At 63.1% G+C, this 15958-nt stretch carries 9 protein-coding genes; 1 reads left to right on the top strand and 8 read right to left on the bottom strand.

Going from position 1 to position 15958, the window contains the following annotated elements:
- Positions 1-246 precede the first annotated feature (246 nt).
- Positions 247-1191, top strand: coding sequence for a thioester domain-containing protein (locus ACTHXA_RS04020; protein ID WP_441669588.1), 945 nt, complete (start codon positions 247-249; stop codon positions 1189-1191).
- A 219-nt stretch (positions 1192-1410) separates the two neighbouring features.
- Here the strand turns inward: ACTHXA_RS04020 and ACTHXA_RS04015 are convergent, their stop codons facing one another.
- The 8 genes from ACTHXA_RS04015 to ACTHXA_RS03980 all read right to left on the bottom strand — a co-directional run bounded on the left by ACTHXA_RS04015 (position 1411) and on the right by ACTHXA_RS03980 (position 15951).
- Entirely contained in the window at positions 1411-3735 is a 2325-nt protein-coding gene (locus ACTHXA_RS04015; RefSeq protein ID WP_441669586.1) for a DUF222 domain-containing protein, read from the bottom strand.
- Positions 3736-3865: 130 nt separating this feature from the next.
- Positions 3866-6670, bottom strand: a complete 2805-nt coding sequence (locus ACTHXA_RS04010) for a helix-turn-helix transcriptional regulator (protein ID WP_441669584.1) — start codon at positions 6668-6670, stop codon at positions 3866-3868.
- A 231-nt stretch (positions 6671-6901) separates the two neighbouring features.
- Positions 6902-7993: an enoyl-CoA hydratase/isomerase family protein gene (locus ACTHXA_RS04005; RefSeq protein WP_441669582.1), complete on the bottom strand. Its 1092-nt coding sequence runs from the start codon at positions 7991-7993 to the stop codon at positions 6902-6904.
- Positions 7994-8038: 45 nt separating this feature from the next.
- Complete coding sequence (locus tag ACTHXA_RS04000) at positions 8039-9844, bottom strand: amino acid ABC transporter ATP-binding/permease protein (protein ID WP_441669580.1); 1806 nt, start codon at positions 9842-9844, stop codon at positions 8039-8041.
- Positions 9837-11819, bottom strand: coding sequence for an ATP-binding cassette domain-containing protein (locus tag ACTHXA_RS03995; RefSeq protein WP_441669578.1), 1983 nt, complete (start codon positions 11817-11819; stop codon positions 9837-9839). Before ACTHXA_RS03995 ends, ACTHXA_RS04000 begins: the two co-directional genes overlap by 8 nt.
- 245 nt (positions 11820-12064) lie before the next feature.
- Positions 12065-14164 carry a PTS fructose transporter subunit IIABC gene (locus tag ACTHXA_RS03990; RefSeq protein ID WP_441669576.1) on the bottom strand — a complete coding sequence of 700 codons (2100 nt, stop codon included), beginning with the start codon at positions 14162-14164 and terminating at the stop codon, positions 12065-12067.
- A gap of 24 nt (positions 14165-14188) precedes the next feature.
- On the bottom strand, positions 14189-15178 hold the full coding sequence (locus ACTHXA_RS03985) for a 1-phosphofructokinase family hexose kinase (RefSeq protein WP_441669574.1): 990 nt from the start codon (positions 15176-15178) through the stop codon (positions 14189-14191).
- Positions 15175-15951, bottom strand: a complete 777-nt coding sequence (locus ACTHXA_RS03980) for a DeoR/GlpR family DNA-binding transcription regulator (protein WP_441669572.1) — start codon at positions 15949-15951, stop codon at positions 15175-15177. Before ACTHXA_RS03980 ends, ACTHXA_RS03985 begins: the two co-directional genes overlap by 4 nt.
- Positions 15952-15958 lie beyond the last annotated feature (7 nt).

Here is a 15958-nt window from a genome sequence, read left to right as displayed (position 1 = left end):
CGGCGGTAATTCTGGTCGATCTTGGGCGGGGTGGATGCGTACTCAGGTGCGCGTTCACCCCGCCTTTGTCTCGATGAGGGTGTGTCCACTGAGCCAACGAGGGTTGGGGCCGGTCCATTCCTCGAAACCCCTTAACTTCTAGCGGACTACCCCATCACTTTTCATTCAATTTCCTGGCTGACTGCTATTTACGCTGGACCATTATGCGTACCGTGCACCAAAAACCGGTTGAAAGTGTGTTCCCTTATGGATGTTCCTGAACAGCAAAGCGTGCGTTCACCTCTCGCCGCGTCGTCAACACCGGTGATGTTCCGCGCCGGTGATTTCGAGTTCGCCCACTGGTTGAGCAATGTGGGTGCGGGGCCCAAGACCCCCTATTCCGGTGCGTATGTCTTGACGTGCGAGGATGGCTCGCGCCGACTCGCTTATTGCCTCGACTTGTCCGGGCGGTTCAACACCGAGCGTGACTATGTCGGTGAGCGCGTTAGTCGAGACGCATTTGCGGGTACAAACCGTTTTACACAGTCGGATAGCGCCGCCCGGACAAAGGTCCAAAACGGTGTGACTTGGATCGCTCGCAACGGTTTCCCCGCCGTTTCACTCGAGGAACTTGCCGAATTGTCCGGTGCTCAGGGATTGACCCGAGCCGAAGCTGTTTCCGCCACCCAAGCGGCAATTTGGGTGTTGACCGATGATTTCGTATTTGCGGGACTTCTCGAGGCGAGTCTGCCATCGACCGAGCGAGTACTCGCCCTGATCAACTACTTCCTCGGAGACGCAAACGTTGGATGCGCGGAGCCCGTGGACATCGACCACGCAGCCGCTCCTGGTTCGAACGCGAGCCGTATCAGTGGTTCGATAGTGAACCTCGTTCCGGTATCTGCCGGATCTGAGGATATTGCCGTGGTGACTTCTGCGACAGAGACACACTCGACGGACACTCGCGACTTGGTGCTTTCCGACCCAGCCGCCCTCCCAGCAAAATCTGTTGAGCCGGATCCCCTCTTGGTGAATTCGGTTGTTCTCTCGGGCCGGGATGTTGGTCAGGACAGTGGAACTACTTCGACAGACTCGTCCCTAGACGACTTTTCCTCCCACCTGCCCACGCCTGTGGGATTTGAAGGACCCACGAAACAACGCCGTCGTAGCGACGCTAGTACGTCCATCGCTGCGCGCCGTAAACGCAAATAGTTTGTCTCCCACGCGAGTTTCCTGCTGTCGGCATAACCTGGCTCAGTCAATTCGTTGGGCGGATGCATTCGCCGCCATGGGCATGCCAGCTAACCAGCAGGTCTGAGCACAGCAGCTATCCGGCGGACCTAGGCGGGCCGACTAAGCAGCAGGTTTTGGCACGGTAGCTAACCTTCGAACCTAGGCCAGCCAACTATCCAGCAGGTTTGGGCATAGCGATTATCCGGCGAGCTTGTCGGTGGGTGAGGTCCAGCTCGTGTTGGTGTGTTCGGGTATCGGGATTGGTGGGTTTGCTTTTCGGTAGGCGATGTCGAAGCGTTTTCGGCCGCCGAGTCGTGGTTCTTGGCGCGGGTCGACCGTTGCAGGCGGAATGAACCACACCGTCCCGCCGCGGTTGGGGTGTCTCGTACCGGTTCCCGCCCTCCCACTGGCTCCCGCCCTCTGGTTGGTTCCCGCCCTCTCACTGCCGCTGATTCCACTTTCGTGTGGGAGGGCGTGTGGGAGGGGTTGACGTCGACGGTCTATCGAGATCGGCGATTCCGGTGACTGGTGAACGATTCGGATGTCCCAGCCGGCGTGGACCCGGTGGTGGCAGGTGGTGCACAGCAGGATCCCGTTGTCGAGGTTCGTGGTGCCGTCGTGGGCTTTCCACCAGCGGATGTGGTGGGCCTCGGTCATGCTCGGTGGCAGGCCGCAGAACGCGCAGCCACCGTCACGTTCGACCAGCGCGAGTCGTTGTGCGCGGGAGAAGTGGCGGGCGTCGCGGCCGAGGTCGAGCACGGCACCGTCGGTGCCGAGTACGGCGGGGATGATGTTCGCGGCGGCGGCGAGTTTCCGGGCGGTAGCAATATCGATGAGCGTGTTCCCATCGATTGACGCGAGCCCGGTGCGCGCAGGCCCGGCCAGGCTGGGTGTCGAGCCCGGCTCGGACGCGGACTCCAGCTTCGGCTCGGGATCGGGATCGGTCACGGATTTCAGCTCGGGCCCGGGCTTGGACTTCAGCTCGGGCCCGGGCTTGGACTTCAGCTTGGGCTCAGTCCTCGGCTTGGGCTCCGCTGCCGGCCCGACGTTGTTTGAGGGTGTGGGATCTGTCGTGCCACGAGCGTCGGTATCGGACTCGGTGTCGTGTGCACTCGATGCCGGTGGCACAAGGTCGTGTTGGTCGATGCGCACGACCAGGGTGGTGGACGGGCCGGGGAGTTTCTCGTGGTCGCAGCCGATGACATGCTTGGCGAAGTCAACGAGTGCGTCGGCGTGGATCTGGCTGATCGTGCGGCGTTCCGCATCGACCGCATCACGCAGTGCGGGCTCCACCGGCCGGAACGAGACACTCGACGTGGGACTGGTTACCGACTCTGGCGACGCCACTTGTGCCAGTTCGGTCGCGGATGGTGACGCGCCCATGGCCGTTCCTGTGGCTCCCGCTGTAGCAGCGGTGACGGTTTCCGATCCAGCCTCAGCTGCGGCTGCCAATACGTCTGTGGTTGGCTGAGTCGCTGGCCTGTCGGGGTCCTCGGGAAGGTTCAGCCCGCGGGAGCTGCGCAGCACACCGGTGGCGTAGGACTGCAGCGCGTGGGTGATGTACGCCCCGGATTCACCATCGAACTGGCCACGCACGTACACCATGCCACTGCTCGTATCGGTGCGGAACGACAGCCCGCGTTTGCGGCGTTGAGCCTCGATCGACGGCGCAACTCCGTCCGGATCGAGATGTGCTTCCAACCGCGCGACGACTTGTTCGAAATCACGCAGCGGCATGCCCATCACGGCCGTGTTGACCAGTTCCCGCTCCCCGTGCCGGAGCTCGACCGGATCAAGATGCGGCCTGGTTGCCAGACGGTTCGTGGACGTGACGATCTCGTTCGCGTACGCGAGCCCGAGTTCCCCGGAGCGCAACGCACTGGCCACGTGCTCGGTACGGGCGGGGACGCGGTCCCCGGTGAGGCCGCGCTCGCCAACGATCGCGGTACCCACACGGGCGAGGGTATTACTCACACGGGTATCGGTGCCGAGGCGTTCCGCCACAAACTGCTCCGCAGACCGGTAACCGTGCCGGAACGCGAGCCGTTCCTCACCCAACGAAGCGCGCGACCGGTCGCGCAGCTCACGGGTCGTGATCGCGAGCACCGCACCCAACTGGCGGTAGTGGCGCGCGAGCGAGTCAACAAACTCAAGCAACAAAGATTCAGACAGAGCCTCAAGCTGGTTCTCAAGCAACTGTCCATCAAGAACAGGCGCACTGGGCGGTCGCGCGGCAGACGTCGGGCCCTCAGGCAATGTGCTGGCAGTGGACGTGCCTGCTGGCGACTGGCTGGCAAACGAGGCACTCGCGGGCGACGAAGTAACAGATTCCACCGAATCGAACCCTGAATCGTCACCCGTCGGGACTGCACGCGTCGCGTTTTCGAAGGCCTCCCCAGGCAGCACCCCGAGACCCAACCAGACGGCATTCAACGCATCAAACGACGCGACAAGTCGGGCACGATCACCGACGACATCGTCGCTGTCGATAGCTGGAGCGGTATTGAAGTCGGACACGGTCATGGTGGATCACCTCCCGGAGCGGCTAATACGTAAAGTTTAACCAGTCTCGAACAAATGATCTAGACCTGTGGATAACTTTATCGACCACCATTCGAACATGCAATCACGCATGTCCCAACACTCGAAACCGCTAGCCGATCACCGAAGACAACTCGGAGCGTTTCGCGACGCCGAGTTTTTGCAATGCGTTCGACATATGGAATGCGACTGTCGCCACACCAATGCTGAGCTCGCGTGCGATCTCCTTATTCCGCCAGCCGCGCGCCGCAAGCGTGGCGACCTGGCGTTCTCGTGGCGTCAGCGCAGCGAGTCGCTCCTGACCCGAAGACGTAAGTTTTTGCAGCTGGTCGACTGCCTCATCCTCATAGACTTTGGCACCGATCGCCCGAAAAGCGATGCGGGCTTGTTTGAAATGCTCCATCGCCGATTCGCGCCCCCCGCGCTCTCCCGCATACAGATTCGCGAGTTGCAGATGGCACTTGGCGTGAACAAACTTCGATCGCGCCTCCCGGATGCCCCCAGCGAACACCTCTCGCGCCGCATCCGTCTCGCCTCGGCCAATCAAAACGAGACCTTCAAGCCAGGCAAATTCGGCGGTATCCTGCGCACCTTTCGATTCATGGATGGCTTGAATCCGGTTCCAGAGTTCGGCCATCGTCTCGTGGTCGCCAGTTTGCGCCAGGAGCTCGATTCGCATACCGAGCAGCCGCCTCGAAAGCTGATTCCTTGACAGCGCATCCGCGTCTTCAAGGACGTTCAACGCTGCCTCCGCCCCATCACGAAGTCGCGTGATTTCAGCATCCGCGAGAACCATCATGTCCATCGCATGGCCTGGATAAATGTACTTGTCTGCATCCTTAGCCACAGTCAGGTAGCGTTCCGCTTCATCTCGCGTGCTGTCGACGGCCAACAACCAGGACTTGAAGGCAGGCACCACGATGCGCGTCGGCATATCCATGCCGTCGAAGGCCCTGACATAGGCATCGTCAATCATCGAACGCATGGCATCCCAGTCACCGCGACGCTGCGCCAGATCAAGATCCAGCACATCCAACTGGCCGCCAATCAAGGCCGCGCTGGCGGCGCGCACGTGCCGCGCTCTCGCCATACTCACGATCTCGGAGGCTTCGTCGATTCGTCCCATACTGCCAAGCACCAGCCCCGCCGCGGTGAGCGCATCCAATGCATCGGATGACTCATCAGGGAATTCAAGCGCGTGTCCCACGAGCTTGCGCGCCTCTTCATCTGCATTGGTGGCCACCCCGTACACCACACTGAATGCGAGGACGAGCGAACCGATCGACAGTAGTCGGCCTCGAGCGTTAATCCATTTCAGCTCCGGATCATCGGGTTCGCGGTCCACGAGCGCACCGAATCGTGCCTGGACATCTTGCAGCGCTGCAGGAATAGTCTCTGGTCCGGTTTGCGCGGCCGACAACAGCTCGAGCCTCGAGATTTCTGCCTGCATGAACTCGTGATCGACACTCTCCGCCGGTTGCGCCATGTATTCCAGACGAAGGTCTCGCGCCTCCAGTCGGCCGTGCGCTTTCACCGTCCGCAAGCAGAGGTACATGAATCCGAAGTCAGCATCGCTCTCGGCGAATTTCGCAAAGTCGCCGATACGTTCCTGATACTGCACCGGCGAAAACTGCCGCAAAAATACGTGACCGAACTTCCGCAACAACTGCTTATATCCGTTGACGTTTTCAGGACAGGTCCGGGCTCGTTCAACCGCAACATCGAGCAGTTCCAAGGCCTCTTGCGCGTTCCCATTCGCCTCGAGGTCAGCGCTCGTGTCGAGAATCCGAGTCACGATCTGTTGATCAATTGTCGGAGTTGCTAAAACCGATTGGATGCGTGATTCATTACCGAAGGTGAGGTCGGCCAGTGCGGAATGAATCACCCGAAGGCGTCCCTCGTCCGTACGCTCAAGCAAATCCGGGGCGCTCAATGGGTCATAAAGGTGCAGCATTCCGGTCAGGGAATTCATGACGACGATGTTCCCGTCCACCGCAGTGTCCACGGAAAACGGCACGCCAAGCCGATTCGACACCAACTTGAGCGTCTGCATCGAGACCCCGTCTGGTTGCAAGGCGCACACTTCCGCCGCGAGTCGCATGGTCTCCGACAGTTCCGCCAGTCGCAGCGGTGGTGCCCCCGGCATCCGCGCCGAAGTAAGCGAAGGAAGAGTGCGAATCGCCGCGAGATCAGCGAGATGCTCTTCACTCACGCTATTGAGGTACGCATTCACCGCCTCAAATCGCCCACCCGTCAGCCTGCGCACGCGCTCGCCTTCACCAATGGCTATGCCCGTTCCCGCGCGCTGGCCGATGACGGCCACAATGTCCGAAGCCGAAAGCTCGGGGAGAACAAAGAGGTGCGCATTGGGTTCGGTGTAGACGGCCTGCCGCAGCTCGTCACCGAGATCGACTGGGAATGCGAGTGAGTCGCCGAGCACGAAATTCGCGCCGCGTGCGGTCGCACGCATCACGATATAGCGGAACACCACCGAGCTCAGTGGATCGCAGTACTCCAAGTGGTCGAAAATCATCAAGATCTTGCGTTCGTCTTGGTCGAAGTGCTCGTCGAGCGACTTCAGCACCTGCCGCCCAAGATCCACGGGGTCTCGTTCGGGACTCAATTCTTCCAAGAGATATCGCAGTCCGGACATCTTCAGGCACACCCGTTCCAGCGCGGAGTAGGGAACTTCACGCTCCCACGGCACCAAGGTGACAAAGAAATCCAGCCAACCATTTTCCCGCGCGTATTCCAGCGCGGTTTGCAGCACCCGGTCGACGCCAGAACCGGGCATACCGCGAAATGTGAGCAGGTTGCCGTCCTCAGCGTCTGTCTTCGAAAGGGTCTCGATCAATACACGTTCGGCCACCTGGACAGGAGTAAGCAGCGGCTCACTTCGAACTACAAAATCACGCATGGAGTTTCGAGCACCCTCACAAATCACATACTGTTTCAAGCGTTTGGTCGCGTTGAACAGAGTCCAATAACCCTATTGTTGCATTAGGGCTACGGGACTTTACGAGTCTACGACTCAGCCCACGGTACGTCGCCCTTAAATCCATTTGGTTGTGAAACACGCTATCCGCAGCCACCGACATCCACGTCACAGGGTGCTCGACAGAGGAGTTCCCCACGCCTCAGGCAGTTTCTACACCCCCAGCGGCCCCCGCCCCCAATCAATGACGTGCCCGCCTTCCAGCGCAAAGAGTTGCTCAATCTCACTCGGCAGAACATCGGCAAGCGCTGCCGGCTGCCACTTCGGCATTCGATCCTTGTCCACCACCTGCGCGCGTACGCCCTCGAGGAAGTCATGACCGGTGCCCAATCGCATCCCCACCAGGTATTCCAGGTCAATTGCCTCGCGAAGATGCGCGGCGTTTCGGTTTCGTCGAATCACCTCGAGTGCGGCGGTGATCGCGGTCGGTGAGGATGCTCGAATCGCCTTTGCAGCATCCGCTGCGGCCGAGAATTCCTCGGCAAATTCATCCAGTCGAGCAAGAATTTCGAGCGGAGTTGAAGCCGCGTACGCCTGGTCAATCCAGGCCCGCTGCGCGAGAAGCTCCGACTCGGGAGCTGGCCGTGCCAAGTCGGCAAGCACCGCATCCGCCTCTTCAACCTCGAGGCGCGAGACGAGTTCACCCAGCGAATCAGCGGGCACGTAGTGGTCGGCAAAACCAGCCGCGATCGCGTCTGCGGCATCGAGATGCGCGCCGGTAAGCCCCGCGTGAATGCCGGTTTCACCGGGCATTCTCGCGAGGAGGTAGGTGCCGCCAACATCCGGGCTGAATCCGATGGCGGTCTCGGGCATCGCGATACGGCTTCGCTCCGTCACAACGCGGCGACCGCGGCTGTGCGCAGAAATCCCGACGCCACCGCCAAAGGTATACCCGTCCATGATGGCGATATAGGGCTTGTCCAGGTCGCCGGTGGCCGCATCGAGGCGATACTCGCTGGCGAAGAATTCCGCAGCAACTTTGCCCCCGGTGGCAAGCACATCTTCTCGAATCTCGAGGATGTCGCCACCCGCACACAGGCCGCGATCGCCGGCACCCACGAGCAGAATCTGCGCGACGGTATCGTCCTGCCGCCAAGCCGCAAGCTGGCTCGTAATCTCGCGGATCATCGCGTAGCTCAGGGCATTCAGTTGCCGGGGTCGATTGAGGGTAATCACGCCAAGCTGCCCGCGCGGCCCCCGTCGTTCAAATAACACCTGGCCAGAGCGTACTACCTCGTCGTTCATGCGCTGAGGATACGCGAGCGAGGCAATCCTGTCATGAGCCGCGAGCTAGCCGCTGGCCTCCAGCAGCGCGCGAAACGCCCCATCGCGCGTGGAAAGTTCGTGCCAGGTTCCCGATTCGACGATTCGACCGCGCTCCATGACATGGATGCGGTCCGCGGCACGGAGGATTTCGAGTCGATGCGCGATGACAACCATCGTGAGGCCAAGTGTGCGCAGCGACGTCATCAAGCGATCCTGTGTGAACGGATCCTGGTGGCTGGTCGATTCGTCAAGCACCAGCACCGCACCAGCAAGCCCACCCGGGGCTCGGCGTGCGCGAAGGAGCGTGCGACCGAGTGCGAGTCGCTGCCGCTGGCCGCCACTGAGATTCCCGCCCCGTCGCCCGAACGGTACGTTCAAACCGATGTCGAGTGCCACGAGATCGAGCATCATCTGGAGTTCCTCGTCATCGGCATCGGGAGCGCCGAGCCGAAGATTCTCGGCGACCGTGCTGTCTAGGAGAAACGGGGTCTGATCCGCCACGATCACCCGCTTCGCCACCGTCTCGGAGCCGAGTTCCGGCAGCGTGGAACCCGCAAGCCGAATCTCCCCCGCATCCACATCAAAGTGTCGCTGGAGTAGCCGCGAAAGCGTGGACTTCCCCGATCCGCTCGCACCGGCCACACCAATCATTGCCCCGCGCGGCACCTCGAGCGTGAGGCGATCGATCGCGGGTTCGTTGCGGCCCGGGTAGGTGAAGGAGATGTTGCTGGCGGTAAGTACGGGTCGGGTTCTGGATGCGGCGGTCGGGTTGGCGGCGCCAGCTGGGCTGGTTGCGGCCGGGCTGGATGCGCCAGTCGAGTTGGATTCGCTGGCCGGGCTGGATGCGGCGCCCGGCTCCGTCACAACCGGCTCCCCCGCGCCAAGCGCACGAATTCGGCGAGTTGCTTCGAGTCCCGCCGGCAGCGATCCGGCGAGCCGTTCCACCGTATCCAAGGATGCGGCGGTGCCAGCTACGAGCGTTGTCGCGAGCAAGACTCCCGGTAGGGACTCGAGGTTGGCCGCGAGCGCGGGGATTCCGGCGAGCAAGACAAGTAAGCTCCCGATCCATAACCGGGCCGAAGTAATCGCACTCCGTGCACCGGCCCGGCGCCCCATCTGCAGCAGGGCCCGGCTGAGCTTCAAGTCGGCCTCGCGCGCCCGATCGAGCCGTGCATCCACCGACTCGGCAGCAATTATCTCCTCCCGCAGCCGCACCGAATCGGCGACAAACTGCGACATATCAGAACGCGCCGCAGCCACTTCTCGCGCTGAAGCAACGCCGCTTCGTGCCCCGCTCACGGCCACCGCAATGCCAACCAGCAGCACGAGCGCGAGCACGAGAGCGGGGAGCCAGCCGGCGGCGACCCACGCAGTAATCACGGCAGCAACCGGTATTACGACTGCTGAGATTGCCGGGGCGATCGTGTGCGCGAAAAACACTTCCACCCGGTCCACATCACGCACCGCGGTGGCTTGAATTCTTGCGGCTCCGGCGCCGTCGGTCACCGCGGGTGCCTGCGGAATCAAGCGGTCAATCAGCCACACGCGCATCTCGCCCATCAGGCTGAAGGCCGCGAGGTGACCATAAAGCTGCTCGACATATCGCAGTCCCGCCTTCGCCGCCGTGGCGATAACAAATAGCACGGCGACCAGCGTCACGAAGCCCGCTCCGGCGGCAGCTTCCGTTGCGAGCATCCCGATGGCCCACGCGGGCAACGCGAGTTGCACAATCCCGAGCGCGTGTCCGGCCAGTCGAGCGCCAACGGAGGCGCCGAGTCGCTTCGTTGCGGGACGCGCGAAGCGAAGCAGCCATCGGATATTGCTATTCATCGCTCGCCTCCTGGAAGGCTCGGGCATAGTAACCAGGCTGCGCGCGGAGCTCCTCTGGTGTTCCGACCGCGGTAATTCGGCCGTCGGTCAGCACCACCACCTGGTCCGCAGCGAGCGTGGTGTCCAGGCGATGCGCGATCTGGATGACCGTTCGTCCCGCCATCGCCTCGTCAAGGCTCGCGCGCACGAGTGCTTCGGTGCGACGATCGAGATCCGCCGTCGGTTCGTCGAGGAGGAGCACCGGCCGTTCGCGCAAAAAGGCCCGCGCAATCGCGAGGCGACGACGCTGCCCGCCCGAGAGAAACGCGCCCCGATCGCCAACCTCCGACTCCAGCCCTGCCGGCATCGCCTCCACTTCCTCGCGCAGTTGTGCGCGGTCGAGGGCTGCGAGCAGTTCGGCATCGGATGCGCCGGGGGCGACGAGCCGCAGATTGTCGGCCACCGTCGTGGAAAGGATGCCCGGATTTTGGGCGACGCTGCTCACCACGCTTCGAAGCACCTCCGCGGATACGGGGGTTCCGTTGCCGAGGACGGCGCCACGATCGCTGTTGATAACTCCAGCGATCACCCGCATCAGGGTGGTCTTGCCTGCTCCGCTCGGGCCAACGATTGCCACGTGACTCGCGGCGGGGATGCTCAGGGTCACGTTGTCGAGGATTTGCTTCTCGCCGAGCGTGACAGAGATATTGCGCAGGTCGAGGTGGATGCTATCGGTGGCGGTTCCGGCGGGAGCTGTGGCGGTGAGGTCTCCGCGCTCGTGCTCGGTGCGTTCCGAGCCTTCGGCGGACTGTGCGCGCGTCCCGCCTGTGCCCTGCTCGGTCGAAGCTGGCACCGTCGCATTCAAGTCCGTCGCATCCGAGTCCGTCGCATCCGAGTCCGTCGCATCCGAGTCCGTCGCATCCAAGTCCGTCGCATCCGAGTGCGTCGCATCCGCGAGCAGCGCTTCGAGTTGATCACGGCGAGTGCGTCCGGCGATTCCCACATAGAACGTCCGCCCAACTCGGTCGATGGGTTCGTTCAGCAATACGGTGAGCAGAACTCCCGCGAGCGCGGTGCCGGCGGTGAGATTTCCTGATGCAAGCCCCGCGAGCACCAGGACGATCGCGACGCCGCTCATGAGCAGTCCGAATACGCCGTCATTGACGATGATCATGAGCTGATTGCGACCAAGTAGCGACCCAAGTTCACGCATTGCGGAGCGCGCCGATTCGGCGAATCGATCGCGTGCCGCAGGGGCTGCACCGAGCACTTTCATGGTGCCGATACCTTCGAGCATCTCGAGGTACTGGTTCGCGGCCTCGGTCTCTCGGCGCCGATACGCGTGGTTCGGTTTGCGCAGCCATTTCCCCACGAACACAATCACCACCGGCACCAGCGCAACGAACACGAGCAAAATCAGGGCGCTCAGCGCATCCACAAATATTGCCCAGATCACGAGCACGATGAGCGGTGCGGTGAAGGATGCGAGGGTTGGGCCGAGGAAGCCCGCCCGGTAGTTCGCGGTTTTTTCGACGCCGGTCATGGCCGCGTCGACGAGCGCGCCTTCGCCGGAAGCGCCAGGCGATGCGCCTCCCGCACCGTGGGATGCGCTGGCAGCACCGGGCGATCCGCCTGCAGCACCCTGGGATGCGCCGGAAGCCCCCTGCAATGCGCCACTTGCACCTCGCGCTGCTGGCTCCGTTTCACCGGACCCCAGGATCGCGCGGCGAAGCACCCGCTGGCGCCAGGCGAGTTCCTCCTCACCCTGAATTTTTCCGGGAATCGATTCGCTGAGTCCACCACAGATCGCACCGACTCCGGCCGAAAGTACCGTCAGGATGGCAATGGTGACCCAGGAATCACCGAAAATGACCGCATCCAGCGTCTTGCCAAGGCCAATAGCGGCCAACGCGAGCAGCACTGTGCGCACCCAACTGAGTGCGGTTCCGATCCAGGCTCCACGCGGCGCATCAAAGAGTGCCTCACGAATCCACATTGCTCCGAGTTTAGTCCGGCAACCTCCGCGGCACCGCAGTACCCGAGCACCAGCCAGCCAGCCAGCCAGCCAACATCCGAATACCGCCGGCCCACTCCCGAATACCACCGAAAGAGCGGTTTGCCACTGTCAGGAAAGTGGCAAACCGATTCTTGGGTGGTATTCGGCGTATTCGCGTTGCTTGGTACCGCCGTTCCTGGAGCGACGTAGCGACTGCGGCGAGGGCGGCTGGTGCGCAGCGGCGACTACGCGGTGGCGGGGACTGCTACGGGGGTGCTGGGAGCGGGGGCCGTTTGCCGCCGCCCGAATTGCTTGAGCAGCAGCACGACAATTGCGGACACCACCATTCCGGCGACCAGCGCGATCACAAATCCCCAGATCGGGTCGATGGCGAAGAAGACGAAGATGCCACCGTGCGGTGCGCGCAGTGTCGTTTCGAAGGCCATCGACAGGCCTCCGGCCACCGCGCCACCCGCCATCATCGAAGGAATCACGCGCAGCGGATCGGCTGCCGCGAACGGAATCGCACCCTCGGAGATGAACGCTGCACCGAGCAGCCAGGCGGCCTGACCGTTCTTTCGCTCCTCCTGCGTGAACAGCTTGGGGCGCACGGCACTGGCCAGCGCGAGTGCGAGCGGCGGCACCATTCCCGCGACCATCACCGCGCTCATGACCATCATCGCCGCATCCGTACCGGCCGAAAGGCCAGCGGTCGCAAAGAGGTACGCCGCCTTGTTTACGGGACCGCCGAGGTCGAAGCACATCATGAGTCCGAGAATCACGCCGAGCAGGATGCTCGAACCGCCGCTCAGGCTATTGAGCCATTCGGTGAGACCTTCCATCAGCATCGCGAGCGGACGGCCGAGTAAGAGGTACATGACCAGTGCCGTCACTGCGGTGGTGAGTAGTGGGATGATCACCACCGGCATGAGTCCGGCGAGCCAGCGCGGGGTCTTCCAGCTTGAGATCCATAGCGCCAGCACGCCCGCGAAGAGGCCCGTGACCAGGCCGCCGATGAACCCTGCTTCGAGCGCGATCGCGATGGCCCCGCCCACGAATCCGGGTGCGATGCCCGGGCGTCCCGCGAGCGCGTAGGCGATATATGCCGAGAGCGCGGGCACGAGAAATCCGAGCGCCATCCCACCGACCGTCGCGAAGATTGCCGCAAGATAGACCATGAGCCCGCCCTCGGGCAGGTTGGTGAGCGAGTTGTCGGTCAGGATGTCCGGCGCGGCATTCGTGATCTCGTAACCGCCGAGGAGGAATGCGAGTGCGAGGAGCAACCCACCGGCCGCTACGAAGGGAATCATGTAGGAGACACCGGTCATGAGTGCTTGCTGGATGCGTTTGCCCCAGCCAACCTTGCCCTCGCCGCTGCCTTCGGCGGCTTCCGAACTGCCCGATCCGGCTTTGATGCGTCGGCCGTTCGGCGAGTTGAGGGCAGCGAGCGCTTCGTCGATGAGCGCATCCGCTTGCGAAACCCCACGCTTCACGGGAGCTTCGATGCCTGGTTTTCCAACGAGCCGCTCGCGACCACGAATGTCGATGTCGGCCGCGATGATGACCGCATCGGCAGCCTTCACATCGGCATCCGCGAGCGGTTCGTAGCCTGCCGACCCCTGCGGTTCGACCAGCAACTCGACGTCCTCGCGCCGTTCTGCCGCCTGCACGAGGCCGTCCGCTGCCATGAAGGTGTGCGCGATTCCGGTGGGGCACGCGGTGAAGGCGACGATGCGGGTCTTCTTGGTTGCGGTGGCTGCTTCGGTCTTGGCGGACGTGTCGACCGCGTCAGAATCTGCGGAGGTACTGTCCAAGTCAACTGCGCCAGAACCGGCCGCTTCACCGCCCTCGGCATCCGCTGACTTCGCATCCTTATCCGATTCGTTCGCGGACACAACACCATCCACAATCGCAACAACGTCCTCCGGTGAGTCCGCACCGCGGAGTGCCTCGAGGAACTCCGCCCGCATGAGGCTCCCCGCGAGCCGCGAAAGGATCTGCAGATGCTCATCGTCGCCGCCCTCGGGAGCCGCAATCATGAAGATGAGATCGGCTGGACCATCCGGCGCACCAAAATCCACGCCTTGGGGCAAGCGCGCGAATCCGAGCGTGGCGGCGTGAACCGCAGCAGAGCGGCAGTGCGGGATCGCGATGCCATTACCCATCCCGGTGACTCCTTGCTCTTCGCGAGCCCACGCATCCCGCGCGAGCCCTTCGGAGTCGGCTCGACCGGCGTCGCCGAGGCGGGTAGCGAGTGCGGTGATGACCTCGTGCTTCGTGTCGCCGAGCGGTGTGTCGAGGACGACGAGTTCGGGAGCAATGATTGGTGGCTGGTTTTCCGACATCGGGTTTCCTTTCGAGGGTGTCGGTTAGGCGACGCGTGAGCGGAGGGATTGAACCTCCGTGCGTTCGAGGTCGAGTTGGTCGGGCCGTGGCACGCCGGTTCCCGGGAGGGATGCGGCGGCTGAGCCGGAGGCCACGGCAAGTCGCAGCCGCTCAGCCGGGCTTTCACCCGCGAGCGCGCCGCGGAGATAGCCCGCGAGACTGGAATCACCCGCGCCGACGGTGCTGCGTGGCGTGATCGGTGGCGGCGTCGCCACCCAGGCGGCGTCCTCGGTGGCGAGCAGCGCCCCGGCCGCGCCCAAGGTCACCAGGACTGCGGCGCATCCGCGTCGATGGAGCGACATGGCCGCGCCCAAGACCGGCTGGTAGTTGCCCGCGGCAGCAGCGGCCTCCAACTGCGCTCCGGACCCCGTAGAGCTGCCGGTCAACATTGCCAGCTCGGCACCATTGGGCTTCATGAGATCGGGCAGAATCTCGGCATCCGCGAAGGCGCGAATGGGGGCGTCAGAGGTATCGACAGCGACGTGAACCCCGCGCAGTCGAAGCTTCGCGGTCATCCGCACATACCAGTCAATCGTCATGCCGCCCGGGAGCGAACCGGCGAGCACGACCCAGAGATTGCTTGGATTTCCATGGGGCACCTGCGATCGTTCCAGCAGCAGTCGCTCGAGTGTGGCAATTTGGTCGGGGGCGAGCTCTGGTCCGGGTTCGTTGAGCTTGGTCGTGGTGCCATCCGCTTCGACCAGCGTGAGGTTCGTGCGCACGAACGGTGCCGGCGTGGCGGCCACTGTCATGCCCTCCTCGGCGATCGAGTGCACCACGTGATCGTGTTCGGGTGCCGCGATGATCACGAGCGTCTCGAGCCCGGCCCGGTGGAGCACCCGCGAGACATTCACGCCTTTGCCGCCCGCCACATCCACGGGTTTGGAGAGCCGATGTACACCGCCGCGTTCGAGTGGTCGGTCGAGTATGACCGTGCGATCGATGCTCGGGTTTGGGGTAACCGTGACGATCATGAGAAAAACACCTCCGTGCCCGCGTCGTGCAGGGCGTGCGAGAGCCGCTCATCCGGAGCGGCGTCGGTGATGATGCCGTCAAGTTCTTCCAGTGCCGCGAAGCGGTGGGTGAATTCGGCGCCGAATTTGGTCGAGTCGACGAGCACATAGCGCTGCCGTGCGCTCGCGATGAAGGCGCGTTTTACTGCCGCTTCGTCAGGGCCGGGAGTCGAGCAGCCGTGCCCGGTGGAGCATCCGTTCGTGCCCAGGAAGGCGACGTCAACGCGGATCTGGTCGAGCTGCGCGAAGGCATCTGCGGGCACCACGGACTGCGTGATTGACCGCACTGGACCCCCGATCATGAACACCGAGAGGTCGGGGCGTTCGCCGAATGTCGACACTGCCGCCACCGAGTTGGTGACGATGCTGTACTTCGCGGTGGCTGCTTTCTCGGCAATGATGTTTGCGAGCGCGAGGGCGGTGGAACCGCTGTCGAGCAGCACGGCACCGCCGTCTTCGGGCAGCAAATCGTAGGCCCGTTCGGCGATGCGCTGTTTTGAGTCTTGCTCGAGTTGGATGCGCTCCTCGAGCCTGGTTTCGTAGGTTCGCGGTCCGAGCGCGGTCACCGCTCCCCCGTGCACTCGAACGAGTTCACCGTCTTGCTCGAGCGCGACGAGGTCGCGACGTACCGTTTCATCGGCCACGTCGAGGTCGATCGCCAGTTTTGCCACGCGAACTCGACCGGCTGTGGTGAGTTCTTCAAGGATGTGGCGACGTCGCGTCTCTGCGCTCATGTGGACT

It is taken from the genome of Gulosibacter sp., assembly GCF_052090685.1.
GTDB lineage: Bacteria > Actinomycetota > Actinomycetes > Actinomycetales > Microbacteriaceae > Gulosibacter.
The sequence above is the reverse complement of the archived record's forward strand: the minus strand, read 5'-3'. Positions and strand labels throughout refer to the sequence as shown.